21 protein-coding genes and 1 riboswitch are annotated in these 21,222 nt (G+C 30.4%); of the genes, 14 read left to right on the plus strand and 7 right to left on the minus strand.

Annotated elements, in window-relative coordinates; all coding sequences use genetic code 11:
• Window position 1: 1 nt before the first annotated feature.
• Window positions 2–1,012, plus strand: coding sequence for a branched-chain amino acid ABC transporter permease (locus ACTTAU_RS06815; RefSeq protein WP_438304245.1), 1,011 nt, complete (start codon window positions 2–4; stop codon window positions 1,010–1,012).
• 35 nt (window positions 1,013–1,047) lie between these two features.
• Window positions 1,048–2,379 carry a branched-chain amino acid ABC transporter permease gene (locus tag ACTTAU_RS06820; RefSeq protein ID WP_438306230.1) on the plus strand — a complete coding sequence of 444 codons (1,332 nt, stop codon included), beginning with the start codon at window positions 1,048–1,050 and terminating at the stop codon, window positions 2,377–2,379.
• A 130-nt stretch (window positions 2,380–2,509) separates the two neighbouring features.
• On the opposite strand, the gene ACTTAU_RS06825 is transcribed toward ACTTAU_RS06820, so the two are convergent.
• The 5 genes from ACTTAU_RS06825 to ACTTAU_RS06845 all read right to left on the minus strand — a co-directional run bounded on the left by ACTTAU_RS06825 (window position 2,510) and on the right by ACTTAU_RS06845 (window position 6,609).
• Window positions 2,510–3,706, minus strand: coding sequence for an ABC transporter substrate-binding protein (locus ACTTAU_RS06825; RefSeq protein ID WP_438304244.1), 1,197 nt, complete (start codon window positions 3,704–3,706; stop codon window positions 2,510–2,512).
• A gap of 84 nt (window positions 3,707–3,790) precedes the next feature.
• Complete coding sequence (locus tag ACTTAU_RS06830) at window positions 3,791–4,648, minus strand: DMT family transporter (protein ID WP_438304242.1); 858 nt, start codon at window positions 4,646–4,648, stop codon at window positions 3,791–3,793.
• 19 nt (window positions 4,649–4,667) lie between these two features.
• Complete coding sequence (locus ACTTAU_RS06835; RefSeq protein ID WP_438304241.1) at window positions 4,668–5,279, minus strand: YjbE family putative metal transport protein; 612 nt, start codon at window positions 5,277–5,279, stop codon at window positions 4,668–4,670.
• Window positions 5,280–5,341: 62 nt separating this feature from the next.
• Window positions 5,342–5,833: a tetratricopeptide repeat protein gene (locus tag ACTTAU_RS06840; protein ID WP_438304240.1), complete on the minus strand. Its 492-nt coding sequence runs from the start codon at window positions 5,831–5,833 to the stop codon at window positions 5,342–5,344.
• Window positions 5,834–5,835: 2 nt separating this feature from the next.
• Window positions 5,836–6,609 (minus strand): 5-oxoprolinase subunit PxpA, encoded by a 774-nt coding sequence (locus ACTTAU_RS06845; protein WP_438304239.1) that lies wholly within the window; start codon window positions 6,607–6,609, stop codon window positions 5,836–5,838.
• A gap of 28 nt (window positions 6,610–6,637) precedes the next feature.
• On the opposite strand from ACTTAU_RS06845, the gene ACTTAU_RS06850 reads away from it, so the two are divergent.
• From ACTTAU_RS06850 to ACTTAU_RS06895, 10 genes are all read left to right on the plus strand, one after another.
• Window positions 6,638–7,309 carry a 5-oxoprolinase subunit B family protein gene (locus ACTTAU_RS06850; RefSeq protein WP_438304238.1) on the plus strand — a complete coding sequence of 224 codons (672 nt, stop codon included), beginning with the start codon at window positions 6,638–6,640 and terminating at the stop codon, window positions 7,307–7,309.
• On the plus strand, window positions 7,302–8,246 hold the full coding sequence (locus ACTTAU_RS06855) for a biotin-dependent carboxyltransferase family protein (RefSeq protein ID WP_438304237.1): 945 nt from the start codon (window positions 7,302–7,304) through the stop codon (window positions 8,244–8,246). Before ACTTAU_RS06850 ends, ACTTAU_RS06855 begins: the two co-directional genes overlap by 8 nt.
• Complete coding sequence (locus ACTTAU_RS06860) at window positions 8,246–9,127, plus strand: DMT family transporter (RefSeq protein WP_438304236.1); 882 nt, start codon at window positions 8,246–8,248, stop codon at window positions 9,125–9,127. Before ACTTAU_RS06855 ends, ACTTAU_RS06860 begins: the two co-directional genes overlap by 1 nt.
• Window positions 9,128–9,149: 22 nt before the next feature.
• A riboswitch (glycine riboswitch) is annotated at window positions 9,150–9,240 on the plus strand.
• A gap of 77 nt (window positions 9,241–9,317) precedes the next feature.
• Entirely contained in the window at window positions 9,318–10,421 is a 1,104-nt protein-coding gene (gene gcvT / locus ACTTAU_RS06865) for a glycine cleavage system aminomethyltransferase GcvT (RefSeq protein ID WP_438304234.1), read from the plus strand.
• The gene (gene gcvH, locus ACTTAU_RS06870; RefSeq protein ID WP_438304232.1) at window positions 10,421–10,801 is read left to right on the plus strand and encodes a glycine cleavage system protein GcvH; all 381 of its coding nucleotides are present in this window, start codon (window positions 10,421–10,423) and stop codon (window positions 10,799–10,801) included. The genes gcvT and gcvH overlap by 1 nt, the downstream gene beginning before the upstream one ends.
• Window position 10,802: 1 nt before the next feature.
• The gene (gene gcvP / locus ACTTAU_RS06875) at window positions 10,803–13,661 is read left to right on the plus strand and encodes an aminomethyl-transferring glycine dehydrogenase (protein ID WP_438304231.1); all 2,859 of its coding nucleotides are present in this window, start codon (window positions 10,803–10,805) and stop codon (window positions 13,659–13,661) included.
• 14 nt (window positions 13,662–13,675) lie between these two features.
• Complete coding sequence (locus tag ACTTAU_RS06880) at window positions 13,676–14,923, plus strand: NAD(P)/FAD-dependent oxidoreductase (RefSeq protein ID WP_438304230.1); 1,248 nt, start codon at window positions 13,676–13,678, stop codon at window positions 14,921–14,923.
• On the plus strand, window positions 14,916–15,680 hold the full coding sequence (locus ACTTAU_RS06885; RefSeq protein ID WP_438304229.1) for a DUF1365 domain-containing protein: 765 nt from the start codon (window positions 14,916–14,918) through the stop codon (window positions 15,678–15,680). The genes ACTTAU_RS06880 and ACTTAU_RS06885 overlap by 8 nt, the downstream gene beginning before the upstream one ends.
• Window positions 15,680–16,858: an SAM-dependent methyltransferase gene (locus ACTTAU_RS06890; protein WP_085113927.1), complete on the plus strand. Its 1,179-nt coding sequence runs from the start codon at window positions 15,680–15,682 to the stop codon at window positions 16,856–16,858. Before ACTTAU_RS06885 ends, ACTTAU_RS06890 begins: the two co-directional genes overlap by 1 nt.
• 11 nt (window positions 16,859–16,869) lie before the next feature.
• Window positions 16,870–17,415 (plus strand): DUF3833 domain-containing protein, encoded by a 546-nt coding sequence (locus ACTTAU_RS06895; protein WP_438304227.1) that lies wholly within the window; start codon window positions 16,870–16,872, stop codon window positions 17,413–17,415.
• On the opposite strand, the gene ACTTAU_RS06900 is transcribed toward ACTTAU_RS06895, so the two are convergent.
• On the minus strand, window positions 17,416–18,174 hold the full coding sequence (locus ACTTAU_RS06900; protein ID WP_438304225.1) for an SDR family NAD(P)-dependent oxidoreductase: 759 nt from the start codon (window positions 18,172–18,174) through the stop codon (window positions 17,416–17,418).
• 23 nt (window positions 18,175–18,197) lie between these two features.
• Between ACTTAU_RS06900 and ACTTAU_RS06905 the strand changes: the two genes are divergently transcribed.
• A complete protein-coding gene (locus ACTTAU_RS06905; protein WP_438304224.1) occupies window positions 18,198–18,665 on the plus strand; it encodes a TspO/MBR family protein in 468 nt (155 codons plus the stop codon).
• A gap of 1 nt (window position 18,666) precedes the next feature.
• Window positions 18,667–19,770 carry an NAD(P)/FAD-dependent oxidoreductase gene (locus tag ACTTAU_RS06910; RefSeq protein ID WP_085113931.1) on the plus strand — a complete coding sequence of 368 codons (1,104 nt, stop codon included), beginning with the start codon at window positions 18,667–18,669 and terminating at the stop codon, window positions 19,768–19,770.
• On the opposite strand, the gene ACTTAU_RS06915 is transcribed toward ACTTAU_RS06910, so the two are convergent.
• A complete protein-coding gene (locus tag ACTTAU_RS06915; protein WP_438304221.1) occupies window positions 19,771–21,222 on the minus strand; it encodes a protein adenylyltransferase SelO in 1,452 nt (483 codons plus the stop codon).

A 21,222-nucleotide genomic window follows, 5' to 3' on the forward strand; every position in this document is an offset into this window, starting at 1 on the left:
TATGGATATTTTAAACGCACTTATACTTTTACTTAATTACATATTTATTCCAGCTTTAACTTATGGTTCTCAACTTGCGCTCGGTGCAATTTTTGTGACATTAATTTATGGAATTTTAAGATTTGCTAATTTTGCAACAGGAGACATGATGTCATTTGGAACTATGATGACCATTTTATTTACTTGGTATTTTCAATCATTGGGCATTTCATTAGGAGTTCTACCAACTGCACTTTTAGCAATTCCTTTAGCAGTAATATGTATGATTTTTTATATGTTATTTATCGACAAATTTGTTTTCAAATATTATCGATTTAATAAAAGCCCTCCAGTTATGCTTGCAATGGTAAGTATTGGAGTGATGTTTGTAACTCAAGCTGTTGTAAGAATTATTATTGGACCAGATGATAGAAGATTTTTTGATGGAGAAAGATTTTTAATCAAGGCTGGTGAATTTAAAGAGATGACAGGTTTAAATGAAGGTTTAGCCCTTAAATCAACACAAGTTATGACAATTTTAATAACAGTTGTTTTAGTTTCTATTCTTTTTTGGTTTTTAAATAAAACCAAAACTGGAAAGAGCATGAAAGCTTATTCTGATAATGAAGACCTTGCACTTTTGTCTGGTATAGATCCTAAAAGAATAGTTATTATTACCTGGATAATTGCAGGAATACTAGCAACAATTGGTGGTGTTTTATATGGACTAGATAAGAGCTTTAAACCTTTTACTTATTTCAATAACATGCTTCCTATTTTTGCTGCAGCAATAGTTGGTGGAATAGGAAATCCTTTTGGAGCATTTTTAGGAGGATATGTAATCGCTTTTTCTGAAATATTTTTAACTTATGCTTACAAAAAATTTTTTATGTATGTATTACCAGTAAGTATGGAACCAGAAAGCTTAGTTCAGTTATTATCTACGGATTATAAATTTGCAGTATCTTTTTCAATATTGGTAATAGTACTACTTTATAGACCATCAGGAATTTTTAAAGGTAAGGTTTTATGATGAAAAATTTGAATGTTATTTATGCCTATGCAATCATGATGGGCTTAATAATTTTAGTTGGCTTTTTTCAATCTTGGAACGTTGCATTATCAATATTTAATTTATGTCTAATATCAGCAGTAATGACTATAGGTGCAAACATGCAGTGGGGTTATGCTGGTCTCATAAACTTTGGAATAATGGGTTATACAGCACTTGGAGGTCTTGCTGCAGTTTTAATCTCCGTTGATCCAGTTCAAGAAGCTTGGCGTGCAGGTGGTTTTGATATTCTAATGTGTCTATGGCTAATTATTGTGATGATATTAGTCATAAGATTTATTTTAAAAAATTATGAAAAAAGTCAAATTAGAACATATTCAATTATTGGAATAATAGTTGGTGGAATTATAGCAATAAGAGTGACTGCAGCTCCTGGAATTGAAGCCATTGAGGCAACAAATCCTGCATCAACTGGTTTTCTAGGTGGTTTTGGTTTGCCAATAATCTTTTCTTGGATAGTTGGAGCAATTTTTGCAGGTGGACTTGCTTTTATTGTTGGTAAAGTAGCGCTTGGTTTAAGAGCTGATTATTTAGCAATTGCCACATTATTGATTTCAGAAATAGTAATAGCAATAATTAAGCATGAAGATTGGTTAACTAGAGGTGTAAAAAATGTAATTGGTCTTAAAAGGCCTGCACCCTATGAAGTGGATCTTCAAGCAAAAGAATGGTTTATAAATTTAGTTGAAAAATTTAATTATGGAAAATTAAATCTAATTTCTGATCTAACTGAAAGACAACAAGCTGTTAATCAATTAGTTATCGAAGGGTCATCTGTATTTGTAAAACTTTGTTATTCAGGCTTATTTTTAATTATTGTTATTTTATTGTTAATATTTACTCAAAAAGCATTGTACTCACCGTGGGGAAGAATGATGAGAGCTATAAGAGATAATGAAGAAGCAGCAAATGCTATGGGTAAAAATGTAGTTAAACATCATTTATTTATTTTCATATTAGGATCTGCAATTGTGGGAATAGCTGGAGCAATGTTAGTCACTCAAGATGGATTATTTACGCCGGGTAGCTACCAACCGATGAGATACACATTCTTAATTTGGGTTATGGTTATTGTAGGCGGAAGTGGAAATAATTTTGGAGCTGTTTTAGGTGGTTTTGCAGTATGGTTTTTATGGATTGAAGCTGCTCCAATTTCTTTATATTTAATAAATTTATTTACATCAGGTTTAGATGATGGAAATGCATTTAGAATTCATCTAATTGAAAGTGTTCCTTATTTTAGATTCTTATTAATGGGAATAGGTCTGCTATTAATTATGAGATATAGACCAAAAGGTATACTACCTGAAAAAATTGAAATAAAATAATCTTAGTTATGAAATATATTATTCTTGGTGCTGCAATAGCTTGGACGATGTATATGGCTGATAAGTATATTTTTTAAATAAAAAAAAACCCCAGCACTATATAGCACTGGGGTTTTCTTAAAAGATTTTATTATCTTTGTTTTTTAGTTTTAAATTTGCCGCCTTTTACTTCTTGTTCTAAGAATGAACCTTGAGCCTCTCCAACATCAGTAAAAGTTACACCAGTAGCACCTTCATAATCTATTTTTTTACCTTGAGCTAATAAATCTAAACCTTTTTTTAACTCACCTGGGTAAATTTTTGTACCGGGTGCATTAGCAACATCCATTACATTTTTTGCAATTGATGCTCTGTCAGCAGAATTTCCTGCTTGCATAGCAAGTACAATTAATGCTGCTGCATCATACGACTCAGATGTATAAGGGCCAGAACTATCAATTCCAGCAGCACTAGCAACATCAGCGAAAACACCAGCACCTTTTCCAGTTGAACCAGGCATTGATCCAAAAGACTTTCTTAAATCTTTTCCAAATGCATCAACTAAAGATTGACCAATCATACCATCTGATAAAATAAATTTATCAAAGGCACCAGAGTCTAATGATGCTTGAATTATACCTTTTCCACCTTGATCAAGATATCCAATAACTGCAACTGCATCACCGCCTGCAGAAGCTAAAGTTGCAACTTCAGATGAATAGTCAGCTTTACCATCTTCGTGTGCAGCAACAGTTGTTACTTTGATACCGTGAGCTTTTACTGCAGCTGCATAAACATCAGCTAAACCTTTACCATAGTCATTATTTGTGTAACTTATTGCAACACTTTTTACTCTTCTGTCTTTAGTTATATCAGCTAGAATTTGGCCACCTCTTGCATCTGATGGTGCAGTTCTAAAAAAGTAACCATTATCATCTAAAGTAGTTAATCCTGGTGAAGTTGCTGATGGTGAGATCATTACCACACCATTTGGTACTGCAACGTTTGAAGCAATTGCACCTGTTACACCTGAACAATCCGCTCCCATAATTGCAGCTACTCCCTGAGAAATTACTCCTTCGGCAGCAGCAGTTGCAGCAGCTGAGTCAACACAAGTTGAATCTGCTCTTACTGTTTCAATTTTTGATCCATTTAAAAGTGATCCTGAATCTGACGCTTCTTTAAAAGCAAGTTCTGCAGAAGCAGCCATTGCCGGTGTTAAAGACTCAATAGGACCAGTAAAACCCAAAATGATACCCATTTTGATTGTCTTACTATGAGAACCTGCCATTGCATTTGCTCCTAAGCTTAAAGCAAAAATAGTGGCAGCTGTTAATATTTTTTTCATTATACTTCCTCTATTATGTAATTGTTTTTAATTAATTAAAAAAAGTGAATTAAAGACAAATAGCAAAATTATTCAATGGAAAAATTATCTTATTTTTTGCAAGAAAAACACGGATGAAAGAACAATCGCACCACCTATAAATGTTAATAAAGGTGGAATTTCATTAAAAATCAAAAATGTCTGCAATATACCAAAAATTGGAAACAATGTATAAAAGGGCATTACATTTCCAACAGTATAAAATTTGTAAAGATAAAACATAGATATATGTGCTATTAAAGAAATTATTATTGCACTATGTAAAATTAACAACCAAGTTGTTAGATTTATATTACTTAAATGAAAAGCAGTATTTCCCTCAAATATCACAGATATAACTATTAAAGTTAAAAAACCTGCTAAACCCATAAATGCATTAGTTAGCTTAACACCGAGTTCTTTAAGGTGTCTTGAAAAAACTTGTGCAAGCGCATAGCATAAAGACATTAATGCGGTATAAAGTAATGCTAATTTTTCATCTTTAAGATTAGGGTCATAACCAATAATTATTATTCCAATAAATGCCATCACTACTAACATCCATTTATTAAAACTTATTTTTTCATTTATAAAAATTGAGCTTATAATTATTGCAAATGGAACAGCAAGCTGGGCTCCAATAATAATAGGGGATACAATAGAGGCTTTTTGAAGAGCCAAATTCATAAAAGTAAAAACACCAGCACCCATAGATAATGAAAAACCTAACAAAGGAATATAGTATTTTCTTTCAGGAATTCTAAACCTCCAAAAAGGAATTAGGCATAAAAAAACAATTCCCATTCTAATAGATGCCATTAACATTGGTGGGAGTGAAGTATTTAGAATAAGCTTACCAACTGGATAGGCGCTTCCAAAAATAGCCATTATTAGTAAAACTAAAAAGTAATGTTTAGTACTCATAAAAATCTACTAATAATAACTAAAAGAATTTTTTGAAACTTTCGTTGATAGTTATAATATCTAGATCATTTAATCCTCCAATTATTAGTTGAAGGGCTACAACCAAAATAGCTATTAATCCAATATATCCAATCCATTTATAATTTTGAATTTGTTTAGCAAAAAATCTTGCTAGAGTTCCAACTAATACAACAGATAGAAATAATCCAAACATTAGAAGATTAATGTTATTTTTTGCAGCACCAGCTACGGCGATAACATTATCAAAACTTAAGGTTAAATCTGCAAAAAGTACTTTATATACTCCTTGAATATATGAAGGTTCTTTTGATACTTTTGTTGGAGATTTTATTTTTTTTGTTTCAAATAAATCTCTTCTTAGATCATTAACGATCCAAACTAAAAGCAATCCCCCAAATATTTTAACATACGCAAATCCAAACAAATAAGATGCGAAAACTGCAAAAATGATCCTAAAGACCAGTGCACCCAAAAGTCCCCACATAATAATTTGATATCTATGTTTTGGTGCAAAATTTGCGGCAATCATTCCAATAATGATTGCATTATCTGCAGACATTATAACGTTAATGATAATTATTTGTGATAGTATGAAATAGTCTTCGAACAAGGTTTTTTTATATTATATAAAAATTTTTATTATTCAATATGTTGGAATTTTAGAGCGCGTGATTAGTATTTAGATTTTTTTGTACCTTCAATAATTTCTTTAAGTTCTTGAAATTCTTCACAATTACAATCTTTTAAAACATTTAATCTTTCTTTTGCAAGATCCATTCTATTAGTTACAACGTAAAGTTCTCCCAAATATTCATTAATACCATTATGTTTTGGTTCAATTGCCAACCCTTGAAGATAATATTCTTCTCCCAAATTGAAATCTCCAAGTTTTCTAGTTGTAAATCCCAAATAATTTAATGTATCCGCATTATTTGGTTTGCTTTCATTTAATTTAATTAAAATTTTTTGTGCTTTTTTATACTGTTTTTCAGCTTTTTCTTGTTTTCCATCTAATTCAAGTTTTTTAGCTTTATCAATATAAGAAACAGCTTTTTCATAATTAGTTTTTTTAACTGTATTCGAGCTATCGCTTGATGAACTGCCGGCTCCGTAAGCATTGAAGCTTAAAAATACAAAACTAATAGCAATAAGAATTTTTTTCATGGTTAATTAAATTTACTCATACTAGCTAATGACTTTAAATCAAGACCATTTTCTTTTAAGTTTTCTTTAATTGATCTAGCTGTAGCTAAAGAGCTTATATTATCTCCATGTATACAAACAGAGTCGATCTCACAAGGTATTTTTTTTCCACTAAAACAATTTAAAGCTTGTTCTTGAACCATAGTTAAAACATGTTTTTTAGCCTCTTCAGGATCAGTTATAAGTGCATGGGGTTTTTTTCTTGAAACTAAATTCCCATCTTCTTCATAATTACGATCTGCAAATATTTCACATGCAATATTCATATTAAATTTTTTGGCTGCAATTTCCATTTTAGACCCAGTCGGAACTAGATAAATTATATCTTTATTAAGTTCTTGAATTACTTTTGCAAGTGTTGTTGATAATTCTATATCTTCACAAGCCATATTATTTAATGCTCCATGTGGTTTGATGTGTGTGACTTTTTCTTGAAATCCATCAGCTATTTTTTGCAAAATTTCATATTGATCAATAATTAATTTTCTTATCTCATTTGAATTGAGGTTCATTCTTTCTCGTCCAAAATTATCCGGATCATTAAAAGAAGGATGAGCTCCAATACTTACCCCATTTTCTTTGGAAATTTTAACAACCTCTTTCATTGTCTCTTCATCTCCCGCATGATAACCACAAGCTATATTTGCTGAGTTAACTATCTTCAGAAGTTCAGGATCATTTTCATTAGAATGATGAGGTGATTTTTCACCTAAATCGCAATTTATATTAATTTCCATAATTAATGATGATTAAGTATAACATGACATGATTAAAAATATATTAAATCTTGGTGACGCAGCTTTGTATTGCGACTTTGGACAAGATGTTAATAAAAAAATAAATTCAAATGTAATTAAATATTATAACAAAATTCGAAAACTAAATATTAAAAGCATAAACAATATTACTCCCTCATATAATAAATTGATAATTTCTTTTGATTTAAACCAAATTAAGTTTCGTGAGCTTAAAGATATTATAGAAAATATCCATATTGACGATGAGGAGAGTTCATCAACAAAAAAAATAGAAATTCCTGTTTGTTGTGATGAACCATATTCTTTAGATTTGTCTGAACTTGAAAAAAAATTAAATTTAGAAAAAGAAACAATTTTAGATAAGTTTTTTAAAAATGAGTATTTTTGTTATATGACAGGTTTTATTGCTGGAATGCCTTTTTTGGGTGATATAAATGAAAACCTAAGAGCGAAAAGATTAGAAACTCCAAGAGTTAAGGTACCAAAAGGATCAATTGGTATTACTGAACAATTTACAAATATTTATACGTTTGAAAGTCCAGGTGGCTGGAACATTATTGGCAATACGCCTTTAAATATTTTTGATAGTTCAAAAGAAGTTGAGCCCAATTTAATTAATCAAGGTGACACCGTAACTTTTAAAAGAATTAGCAAGGATGATTATCTAAATTATGAGTAAGAATAGCTTTAAAGTAATAAGACCAGGTATAAATACTACGTTCCAAGACAAAGGTAGAGCAAATTTATATCATTTAGGAATACCTTTAAGTGGAGCTATGGATAATAGAAATTATTTATTAGCAAACAAACTTGTTGGAAATAATTTAACAAATCCAGTTTTAGAATTTGCACTACAAGGACCTCTTTTAAAATATTCTGGAGAAAAAATTAATTTTGCAATAACTGGTGATGTTTCATTTAAGATAAAATCTAAAGAGGGTGAGATTGAAGGAAATTGTTATGAGACATACGAAATTCATGATGGAGATGAATTAGATCTATTATCTACAAATAAATCTGTTTATGGCTACTTATCAATTTCTGGAGAATTTGATGTGGATTATCAATGGGGAAGTTGTTCCACTAACACCAAATCTAATATTGGTGCAAATAAGGGAAAAAAATTACAGGCTGATCAAATTATAAATATATCTGAAATAAATAATAATTTAGGCAAAAAAAAAATTAATTACATTAATTCTAAAATAGAAAAGATTAGAGTTATTAAAGGAACTAATTTTGATTACTTTTCTAAAACTACAATTTCAAATTTTTTTGAAAAAGAATTTAAGGTATCAAAGTTATCTGACCGTATGGGCATGAGACTTGAAGGAATGACATTAGAAAACATAAAAAGTTCTAATATTAAATCTGAGGGATTAATTAAAGGTGTAATTCAAGTTCCTGGCGATGGAAATCCAATTATTATGTTATCTGATCATGGAACTATTGGAGGATATCCTAAAATTGGAGTGATTATTAGTGCGGATTATGATCGACTAGTACAAATACCACCAGGATCAAATATAAAATTTCAGCAAATTGAATTATCAGATGCAGAAACTCTTTTTAAGATGTATGAAATGAACACCCAAAATTTATTAAGCCAAATATAATGAATATTATTAGAAAACTACCTGGTCCACTTCTTGTCTTTTTAGGAGCGTGTAGTTTAAGTTTTGGTGGATTGATTGTTAAATCTTTTGAAGGTGCAACCTTATGGCAAATTCTTTTTTGGAGAACAGTATTTTTTTTAGTAGTAATAAGTCTCTATCTAATAATTACTTATAAGAAAAAAGTTTTTAAATCTTTTTACGACTCGGGTATCCCAGGATTTTTAGGTGGATTTGTTTTATCATTTGGTTTTTGCGGTTATGTTTTTGCAATGTATAATACTACAGTTGCTAATGCTAATTTCATTATACAAACTCAAACAATATTTTTAGCAATTTTTGGATATTTTTTTTTAAAAGAAAAAATTTCTAGTATCACTTTAGCTTCAATCATCTTAGCCATTTCAGGTATTCTTCTAATGGTAGGTAGTTCTTTGTCACCAGGTCAGATGACAGGGAATATAGCTGCTTTTTTAATGCCCATTTCTTTTGCAGTGTTAATTTTAGTTGTAAGAAAATATCCCAATGTGGATATGGTTCCATCTCAGTTCATTGCAGGAATATTTGCTTTGTTAATAGGATTTTTAATGTCAGATAAAATTTTAATTTCTGGACATGATATTTTCTTAGGATTTTTAGCAGGCTTTATTCAGTTAGGGTTTGGTTTTATTTTAATTACAATTGGTGCTCAAAGAACACCCTCAGCTATGGTTGGAATCATCATGTTAACTGAAGCTGTTTTAGGTCCAATATGGGCATGGTTGTTTGTTAATGAGCAACCACCATTTATTGTATTAATTGGAGGTTCAATCGTAATATTCGCAGTATTATTGCAGTTTTACAATTTATACACTGCAGATAAAAAGCAGATTAATACTAATTGACATTACTACTATATTAATAGAATATTTTCTTACGGGAGAGACTACAGACTACCGTAGCGCCGAAGGAGCAACCGCCCAGGAATCTCTCAGGCAAAAAGGACCGTAACATATTAACTCTGGAAAGAGATTAAGTTCTCGCCGAAGGAGCAAAACTCTCAGGCAAATATACAGATGGGTGTTTTGAGTTAATATGGATATAAAAAAAACATCGCTTCATAAACTTCACCAACAACATAACGCAAAGTTCGTTGAATTTGCAGGTTATGAAATGCCAATTCAATATAAAGAAGGGATTGTTGAAGAGCATAAGTTTACACGAACTCATTGTGGTATCTTCGATGTATCTCATATGGGCCAACTATATATTTATGGCGACCATCAATTATTAGAAGATTTAGAGAAAATTTTTCCAATAGATTTAAAAAATTTAAAAGTAAACCACTCAAAATACAGTTTTTTAATGAATGCAGATGCTGGCATTCATGATGATTTGATCGTTACTAAAATAGAGGGTGGAGTAATAATTATTCTTAATGCTGCTTGTAAAGATACTGACTTTGAAATTTTGCAAAAAACTTTAGGTGGTAAATATAAAATGGTGTTAGATGATGAAAAATCATTAATAGCTATTCAAGGACCACAATCCTCAAAAATTTTGGAAGAATTAATTCCTGGAGTAAATGATTTATCTTTTATGTCTGGTAATTGGTTTGAATTTTTAGGTTCAAAGACATTTATCACAAGATCTGGTTATACAGGTGAAGATGGATTTGAAATTTCATTAGATAATAGCAAAATAGAACAACTTACTAATAATCTAATTGAAAAAGGTGCAAAATTAATCGGACTTGGTGCAAGAGACACTCTTAGGTTAGAAGCAGGGTTATGTTTATATGGTCATGAATTAGATATTCATAAAACACCAATAGAAGCTAATTTAAAGTGGGCAATCTCAAAAAAAAGAATTGAAGACAAAAACTTTTTAGGAAGTGAAAAAATCCTAGCTCAAATTAATGAAGGAGTTCAAAATATCAGAGTTGGGATTAAACCTGAAGGAAGAATTATTGCTCGTGAAAAAACAAAAATTTTTAATGAGGAGGATAATTTAGTTGGTGAAGTTACAAGCGGTACATTTGGTCCAAGTGTTAACGGTCCAGTTGCAATGGGTTACGTTAACAAAGAATTTTCAAAAAAAGATACAAAAATTTTTCTAGAGGTGAGGGGAAAAAAGTATCCTGCAAATATTTGTGGGTTACCATTTTATAAAAAAAGCTATGTGAAAGGAGTGAACTAATGAGTGAAGTTAAATATTCAAAAGAACATGAGTGGATTAAATTAGAGGGAGATGTTGCAACTATCGGGATTACTCAACATGCAACAGAAATGTTAGGTGATATTGTTTTTGTTGAACTTCCTGAAGTTGGTTCCTCTGTTGAAAAAGATGGCAATGCTGGTGTAGTAGAGTCTACTAAAGCAGCAAGTGATGTTTACACACCTGTATCTGGAGAAGTGGTTGAAAACAATCAAGCTATTGTTGATGATCCTGGAAAAGTAAACTCAGATCCAGAAAACGATGCATGGTTTTTTAAATTAAAAATAAAAGATAAAGCAGAATTAGACTCCTTAATGAACAAAGACGAGTACGATAAATTTGCAAAGGAAAGTGGTAATTAATATGCTTAAAAGTTCTCAAAGAGATTTTATAAGAAGACACATTGGTCCATCAGAGGAAGATCAAAATAAAATGTTAAGTGAACTTGGTTTTAAATCATTAGATGATTTGATTTCAAAAACAGTTCCTGAAAATATTTTATTGAAAGAGGAGCTAGAAATTGGTGAACCAAATTCTGAGTATGAAGCTTTGAGAAAATTAAAAGCTATTTCAAAAAAAAATAAGATTTACTCTAATTTTATTGGAATGGGTTACTACGGAACTTTCACTCCATATGTAATTTTAAGAAATATTTTAGAAAATCCAGGTTGGTATACATCGTATACTCCATATCAGCCTGAGGTTGCACAAGGTAGATTGGAAATGTTGTTAAATTTCCAGCAGATGATTTGTGATTTTACAGGCATGGATATTTCTAATGCTTCATTATTAGATGAAGGAACAGCTGCTGCAGAGGCGGTTGGACTTAGTTATAGACTATGTAAAAACGACTCTAATACTGTTTTTGTTTCAAAAGATTGTCACCCACAAACTATTGATGTGATTAAAACAAGAGCAGAACCATTAGGACTAACAGTTATCGTTGGTGATGAAAATTCAGAAATAAAAGAAGATATTGTTTGTGGGATTTTACAATACCCAGGAACACTAGGGGATATTAAAGACCCAAGTGAAGCAATAAGTAAAATTCACAAAAATAATGGAAAAGCTGTACTAGTTTGTGACTTATTAGCTTTAGCTAAACTGAAAACCCCAGCTGAGCTAGGAGCTGATATTGCCGTTGGAAGTTCACAGAGATTTGGAATTCCAATGGGATATGGCGGTCCTCATGCAGGTTTCTTTGCAACAAAAGATGAATTTAAAAGATCAATGCCTGGAAGAATTATCGGTGTCTCTGTAGATAGACATGGCAATAAAGCTTACAGACTTTCACTTCAAACAAGAGAACAGCATATAAGAAGAGACAAAGCGACGAGTAATATTTGTACAGCTCAAGCTTTGCTTGCAATTGTATCTGCAGCTTATGCTGTTTATCATGGACCTGAAGGAATTAAAAAGATAGCAGAAAATACATCTCAATTAGCAAAAAACTTTGCTGATAAGATTAAACAATCTGGTTATGAAATTTATTCAGATCATTTCTTTGATACAATTACTATCAAAACATTAGATAAAACTGAATTAATTTATCAAAATGCACTCGCTCAAAATGTAAATATCAGAAAAGTAAATTCTGAAATGTTGTCAGTTGCATTTGATGAGAGAAAAAATGTTTATCGTGCAAATCAATTATTAAAGATCTTTAATTGTTCAGAAACAATTAAAGATAAGATGAATGAAAATTTATCTAACTTACCAAAAAATTTATTAAGATCTTCATCTTATTTAACTCATCCTGTTTTCAATAGTTATCATTCAGAAACGGAAATGTTGAGGTATTTAAAGAAATTAGAAGACGCAGACATTGCGCTAAATAGATCAATGATTGCTTTAGGGTCATGTACTATGAAACTAAATGCAGTTGCTGAAATGATCCCAGTTACTTGGAGAGAATTTTCAGAACCACATCCATTTGCACCTGTTGAACAAATGGAGGGATATAGAACTCTTTTCACAGACTTAAAAAATTGGTTAAGATCTGTCACTGGATTTTCTGGTGTATCTTTACAACCTAATGCTGGTGCACAAGGTGAGTTTGCTGGTTTAATGGTAATTAAAAAATACCACGAGCAAAACGGTGAAACGAATAGAAATGTTTGTCTAATACCAAGTTCAGCGCATGGTACAAATCCAGCGAGTGCACAAATGGTTGGTATGAAGGTTGTGGTTATTAAATGTGATGAACATGGAAATGTTGACATTGATGACTTAAAAGAAAAAGCAGAAACTCACAAAGATAACCTTGCTGCATTGATGGTAACTTATCCTTCTACCCATGGTGTGTTTGAAGAAAAAATTACTGAAATATGTGAATTGATACACAATAATGGTGGTCAAGTTTATATGGATGGTGCAAACTTAAACGCCTTAGTAGGTGTTGCAAAACCAGGTAAATTCGGTCCTGATGTTTGTCATATTAATTTGCATAAAACTTTTTGTATTCCACATGGTGGAGGTGGACCAGGTATGGGTCCAATTGCATGCAAAAGACATTTAGAAAAATATCTGCCTAAACATTCTGTTATTAAAGATTGTGGACCTGTTACCGGTATGGGAGCAGTGTCAGCTGCACCTTGGGGTAGTTCAAGTATTTTATCTATTTCTTGGATGTATATTAAAATGATGGGCTCAGAAGGACTTAAAAAAGCTTCACAAGTAGCGATATTAAACGCAAATTACCTAGCTCATAAGCTTAAGGATGCGTTTCCAATTCTATATAAAGGGAAAAACGGAAACGTTGCCCATGAATGTATTATTGATATTAGAAAAATTAAGTCTGAAACTGGCGTTACAGAAGAAGATATAGCTAAAAGACTAATAGATTTTGGTTTTCATGCACCAACAATGTCTTGGCCTGTAGCTGGTACAATGATGATTGAACCAACCGAAAGTGAAAACTTAGATGAAATCAATCGTTTTTGTAATACATTGATCACAATTAAAAACGAGATTGATAAAATTCAATCTGGTCAATTCGATAAAATTGATAACCCTATTAAAAATGCACCTCATACACATGTTGAAGTGGCTGCAAATAAATGGGATCATAAATATGAAAGAGAAGAGGCGGCATATCCAACAGAAATTTTGAAATCAACTAAATATTGGCCACCAGTTGCAAGAGTAGACAATGTTTATGGCGATAAAAATTTATTCTGTACATGTCCATCCATAGATGAGTATAAAGATACCGCAGCATAAAGGTATTTTTATAAATGAAAATTGCAGTAGTTGGATCAGGGATCTCTGGATTAAGTTCTGCATATTATCTATCTAAAAAACATAAGGTTGATCTCTTTGAAAAAGAAGATCGCTTTGGTGGTCATTCACATACTTTAGATATTCATTACTCTGAAAAAGAAAAAGTTGCAGTGGATATTGGTTTTATGGTTTTTAATAAACAAACCTATCCAAACCTTATCAACTTTTTTTCTGAAAATAATATTGAAATTGAAAAAAGCGATATGTCTTTTTCAGTTACTGTTAAAGGAACTAATATTGAATATTGTGGGAAAGGCTTAGGAGGTATTTTTTCAAATAAACAAAACTTATTTAATCTAAAATTTGTTAAAATGTTTTTTGAAATTATAAATTTTTATAAAAACTGTGAAAAACTAAATTCAAATTCATTAGATAAATCTCTGACATTAGGTGAATATTTAAAGCAAATTAAAATTTCAGATTATTTTATAAACTATCACATAATTCCAATGGTATCTGCGATTTGGTCAATGCCCCCTTATGAGGCATCACAAATGCCATTAAGCTTTTTTTTAAGTTTTTTTAAAAATCATGGATTGTTTAAGTTGAAAGATCGACCTCAGTGGTACACCGTAACCAATAGAAGTAAAACTTATGTAGATAAAATTTTATCTAAAATTAATGGTGAGTACTACATGAATTATGGGATTAATAAAATCACTAGAGGCAACAATAGTGTTAAAGTTTATTATGGTTCAGAAAATGAGTTTTTTGTTTATGACAAAGTAGTTCTTGCAACTCATGCAGATGATACATTGGATATTTTAAATGACGCAACTGATTTAGAAAAAGATATTTTAAGTAATTTTAATTATAAAAGTAACACTGCCATTATTCATTCTGATCAATCTGTAATGCCATTAAATAAAAAAGCATGGTGTTCGTGGAATTCAGCTCTTAATCCAAAAGATCACAAACAATCTTCAGTAACTTACTGGTTAAATCAATTACAAAATTTAAAAATAGATAAAGATATCTTTTTAACTCTTAATCCATTTTTTGAGATTGATAGCTCAAAAATATACAATCAAATTGAATTCACTCATCCATATTACGATGAAAAAGCCTTGAATAATCAATCAAAACTAAAAGATATTCAAAATATTAATAACACTTTATTTGCCGGTAGTTATTTTGGTTACGGATTTCATGAAGATGGCATAAAATCTTCAATAGAAATGCTCAAAACCATTAATGATTAATTCAGCTATTTATAACGGCAAAGTAATACACAAGCGTTTTAAACCTAAAGTCCACTCATTTAAATATAGTGTCTTTTCGTTATTTATAGATTTATCAGAACTAGAAACTCTAGATAAAGAGATCAGTTTTTTTTCATTAAATAAATTTAATCTTATTAGTTTTTTTGAAAAAGATCATGGGGATAGAGATGGTTCGTCTTTAATAGGCTGGGTCACTAAACAATTACAGAACTATGAAATTAATACTGACAATATAAAGATTAAACTTTTGTGTTATCCAAGAATTTTTGGATATGTTTTTAACCCACTGAGTGTTTTTTATATCTATGATAAAAATGAAAATATCATTGCAATTTTATATGAAGTTAAAAATACTTTTGGTGAACAACATACCTATGTATTTAAAGTTAAAGATGATCAAAAACTTCTACAACATAATTGTAGTAAAAAATTTCATGTCTCACCTTTTATTGAAATGAATTGTAGTTATTTTTTTAGATTATTAAAACCAGGTGAAAAGATTTCAGTAGTTATTGATCAATATCAAGACCAAGATAAAATTCTTTATGCATCTCAAGATGGTGAAAGAATAGACTTTAATTCTAAAGAACTATTAAAATCATACTTAAAACATCCCATTATGACATTTAAGATAATTATAGCGATACATTATGAAGCCTTTAATTTGTGGATAAAAGGAATTAAATTTATCAAAAAAAAGATAAAAATAAGAAACAATATAACGATAGAAAATTAATGATCTTAAATAATATTTCAGACAGAATTGTTTTTTCATTATTAAAAAATATTGATTATGGTCATTTGGAAATTAAAACAGCTAAAAATAATTTATTAAATTTTGGTGACACTCAATCAAAATTAAAAGCTGATATGACAATTAAAAATCCAGCATTTAATTATAATTTAATAAAAGGTGGAAGTATTGCATTTGCTGAATGTTATATGCGTGATGAATTTGAAACATCTAATCTTTCTAATTTAATTGAGTTAACAGCAAGAAATATTAAAACAGTTCACAAATTTTCAGGTGTTTTTGATTTTCCATTATTTAATTATATTAAGAACAAGTTTGTTAAAAATACAAAAAGTCGAAGTAAAGAAAATATCGCTAAACATTATGATCTTGGAAATGAGTTCTTTTCTTTATGGTTAGATAAAACTCTTACTTATTCGAGTGCTATCTTTGATGAACAAAATAAAGATTTATCTTCAGCACAAAATAATAAATATCAAAAATTAATAGATTTAATGAGACCCAATCATGGAGATAAGGTTTTAGAAATTGGTTGTGGCTGGGGTGGTTTTGCAGAATATTTAGGTAAAAATTATGATGTTAAATTAGACTGCATCACTATCTCAAAAAAGCAATTTGAATATGCAAAAGAGAGAATTCAAAAATGTGGTTTAAATGAAAAAGTTAATATTGAGATTAAAGATTATAGAGACCTTAAAGGAAAATATAATTCAGTTGCATCAATTGAAATGATTGAGGCTGTCGGACAAAACTATCTTCAAAGCTATTTTAATACTATAAAACAGAATTTATCAGATGGTGGTAAAGCCGCTATTCAGGCAATCACAATTGATGATAGCATCTACGAAAGGTATAAAAATAAACAAGATTTCATTCAAAAGTATATTTTTCCGGGTGGATTTTTACCTTCCAAAAACAGTTTAGAAAAATACGCTTCTGATAATGGTTTATTTTTTAATGGTTATAACTCTTATGCTGAGGATTATTCTAACACTCTTGCTATCTGGAGAGATAAATTCAATGAAAAATGGGAACAAATAAAAGAACAAGGATTTGATAATACTTTTAAAAGAATGTGGGAATTTTATCTCTCGTATTGTGAGGCTGGTTTTAAATCGAGGAATATAGATTTGATTCAATTCTCATTACAAAATAAATAAAAGGAACAATAATGATTATAAAAACAATGAGATCTATTTTATTGATAATATTAGGATTCTTAATTACAAGCTGTTCAAACAATAGTGCTATGAAACCAGAAGATTTTAAAAATAAAGAGCCAAGATTAATTATTGAAGAGTATTTATCAGGTAACGTAAAAGCTTGGGGCGTTTTACAGAACAGATCGGGTAAAGTAACTCGTCAGTTTTCAGCCGATTTAGATGGAACTTGGGACGGCAAACAATTAATTTTGAAAGAAAAATTTAATTGGGACGATGGTGAAGTACAAAATCGTGAATGGACTATAAACAAAATTGACGAAAATAACTATGAGGGAACCGCAGGCGACGTTGTTGGAAAAGCAATTGGTTACTCATATGGTCCTGCTTTTAAATTTGAATATGTTTTATTAGTACCAGTTAAAGGTAAAGAGTTGAAAATTACTTTTGATGACTGGATTTTTAAACAAGATGAAAGAGTTGCAATTAATAGAGCAACCATGACTAAGTTTGGGTTTAAAGTTGCAGAGCTTACTGTTGTTTTTGTAAAAGATTAATTATTTCTTTTGATGTTTGGTCATTTGACCCACTAAACTAAAATAAAGTTTACTTGGCAAGAAACTTAATATTTTCAATATAACAGTTAATGATTTTGGAAAATGTATTTCAAAAACATTTTTATTAATTAAACCATCATAAATTTTATCTGCAGCATAATCAGTAGTTTTAATAAATGGCATTTTAAAATCATTTTTATCAGTCATTGGAGTTTTAATAAATCCTGGAGAGACTAAGCAAATACGAACACCAAATCTTTTAAAATCAAAATACAAACTTTCAGCTAAATTATTTAATGCTGATTTTGAAGGACCATAGCCGGTTGAGTTAGGTAAACCCCTATAACCTGCTATTGAAGATACAATTGTTATTGTACCTTTTTTTCTATCTCTAAAATATTGCTCTACTGCTTTTATAGTATTAACTGTTCCAAAGAAATTAATTTTAAACACATCTTCTATTTGCTCTACATCAATTTCTTTTTCTTTTTTAGGGTTCCAAGTTCCTGTAGAAAAAAAACAAATATCAATATCTTGATATTTATTTTTTATTTGTTCAAAAACCTCTGCACACTTTTGTTTATCAGTGACATCTAATGGAAAAGCAGAAATATTTTCGTATTGATTAGATAGTTCATTTAATAATTCTTCTCTTCTAGCTGAAACAGCAACATTCCAACCCTTATTTGCAAATTTGATTGCTAAGGCTTTACCTATTCCAGTACTTCCACCTGTGATCCAAATAGTTTTTTTATTCATAATTTTTTGTATATATTCTTAACATGCTCAGAAATAAATATTTAACTTTTATTTTATTTTTTATTATCACTTTCAGTGCCTCATTAATTGGGGGGTTAGCTACAGTTAGTTTTAAAGAACCTTGGTATTCAACATTAATCAAACCTTCTTTTAATCCACCTGATTGGGTCTTTGGTCCAGTTTGGACTATCCTTTATTTAATGATGACAATTGCAATTTGGTCGTATTGGCATTCAAAAAATAAAGAGATGAATACAGTCTGTATCTATTTTATACATTTAGTTTTTAATTCAGCTTGGAGCATAGTCTTTTTTGTCTATCACAATATATTTTTAGCTTTGATTGTATTGTTAATATTGATTTCTTTAATCTTAGTTCTCATTGTTAGATTTAGACGTGTCAAAAAGATGAGTAGTTATTTAATGGTGCCATATTTACTATGGATCATCTTTGCTTTGATTTTGAATGTAAGCATACTAATATTAAATTAATATGGATGACGTTGTTATAATTGGTGGTGGAATAATAGGTGCAGCAACTGCATATTTTCTATCTAAAGAAGGAAGAAAAGTTAAAGTCATAGAGCGAGATCCAACTTATAAAACTGCTTCTTTTCCATTGTCTTTAGGAGGTTTTAGAAGACAGTTTTTCCAAAAAGAAAATATATTACTAGGTAAATTTGCTAGAGAATTTATTTTTCAAATCCCTGAATTATTAAAAACTGAAAAAAATCCAAATCCAACTGCAAGCATGGTGCCAAATGGATATTTATTGATGTTTGGTAAAGAACATGCGGAAGAGCAATATAGAGCATTAGAAAATCATAAAGCCTGTGATGCGGGTACAAAAAATATTTCAGGAGAAGAGCTTTCAAAAATTTTTCCTTACATAAACTCTGAAGGCATTGAAACCGCTACTTATACTGATGATAAAAGTGAAGGTTGGATTGATCCTTTTTTATTTCATAGCGCTTTAAAAAGTAAAGCTATTGAACTTGGAGCAGAATTTATCAAAGGTGAAGTAAAAGACATTTCTGAAATTAATGCAAAAACAATTGTCTCAGCAGCAGGTTGTTGGACTAAAAAATTATTAGAAGATATACCGGTTGTTCCTCAAAAGCATACTGTCTTTAGAGTTAAGTGCCCAACACACATTAAAGAGATGCCTTTGTCTGCTGATTTAACAACTGGAGTTTATTGGAGACCTGAAGGAAAAGAATATTTAGCAGGATCCCCTAAATGGACATTCGATGATTCAAATCTTGAACCAGCATGGGATGACTTTGAAGAAATTGTCTGGCCTGCTTTAGCAAAAAGAATACCCGCATTTGAAGAATTAAAGTTAACAGGAGCGTGGGCTGGTTTTTATGATCACAATAAATTAGATAGTAATGCTATCGTTGGAAAGCATCCTAAATATGAAAATGTTTATATGGCTTCAGGGTTTACCGGTAGAGGTTTGCAACAAGCGCCAGGTATAGGTAGAGCTTTAACAGAATTAATCACCACAGGTTCTTATCAAACTATAGATGTAAGTGTGTTTGCTGTTGAAAGAGTATTAGAGCAAAAGGCTAGGCCAGAGCCTTACGTATTGTAATTAAGTTCCACAAAAAGTTTGATATTTGCCATTTTCACTAGGCATTGGTTTTTGGTATTCCTCTAACATGTTATTGTCTTTATATGGATCTTTAATTACCTCTAGTAATTTATTAAGTGTTTCTAAATTACCTTCACTCCCATCTTTTAAAGCTTCTTCAACTTTATGATTTCTTGGAATAAATATAGGATTAACAGATCTCATAAGTTCTAAGTATTTTTCTTTGTCAGTACTATTTTTCTCTAATCTTTTTTTCCACTTAGTTTTCCAATTTAAATATTCCTCATTTTGATAAACAGGATCTTTAATGGATTGAATTTTCATTAAATTACAAAATGTATTGGTAAAATCAGCCTTATTGTTTTCCATCCAAGTTAATAGCTCAAAGATTAAATTTTTATCTTCTTTATCCTCACCAAATAATCCTAATTTATCCCTCATCATATTGAGCCATTTTTCTTCATAAAGTTTTTCAAAATTGTTTATCGTTTCTGTTGCAATTGAAATTGCTTTTTGCTCATCCTTATCAATTAAAGGTATTATACATTCTGCAAATCTTGCTAAATTCCATTTAGTAATTCGAGGTTGGTTATTATAGGAATATCTTCCATGCTGATCGATTGAACTGAATACAGTTTGTGGGTGATATTGATCCATGAAAGCACAAGGGCCATAATCAATAGTTTCACCGCTAACTGTCATATTATCTGTATTCATTACACCGTGAATAAAGCCAACCCGCATCCAATTGATCACAAGTTCACATTGTTTTTTCATCAATAAATTCAATAAATCTAATGCTTTTGTCTCAGATTGTTTAATCTCAGGATAATGACGATCAATTGTGTAATTGAATAATGTTTTTAGATCATCTGGATTTTGAGTAGCTGCAATATATTGAAAAGTGCCAACTCGTATATGACTAGAGGCTACCCTTGTGAGTATCGCACCAGGTAACATTTGCTCTCTCACAACTTCTTCACCAGTTGAAACTACTGCAAGACTTCTAGTAGTTGGAATATTAAGTGCATGCATTGCTTCACTAATTATATATTCTCTCAGCATAGGACCAAGCACAGCTCTGCCATCTCCACTTCTTGAAAACGAAGTTCTGCCTGATCCTTTAAATTGAATATCATAACGCTTTTGATCTTTATCTAAATGCTCTCCAAGCATGACAGCTCTACCATCGCCAAGCATTGTAAAATGACCAAATTGATGACCTGCATAAGCTTGTGCTATTGTTTCACTTCCATTTGGTAAATCATTACCAGCAAAAATTTTTGCTAAATTATTTTCTGAGAATTTTGAGAAATCTAAATTTAATTGCTCTGCTAAATTTTTATTTAAAATTACTAACTTTGGATTTTTAACAGGAACAGGTTTGATATTTTCTAAAAAGCTCTTAGGTAACTTTGAGTATGTATTATCAAAATGCCAACCTACGGTCAT

The organism is Candidatus Pelagibacter sp. HIMB1505, assembly GCF_052047915.1.
Taxonomy (GTDB): Bacteria; Pseudomonadota; Alphaproteobacteria; order Pelagibacterales; family Pelagibacteraceae; genus Pelagibacter; species Pelagibacter communis_A.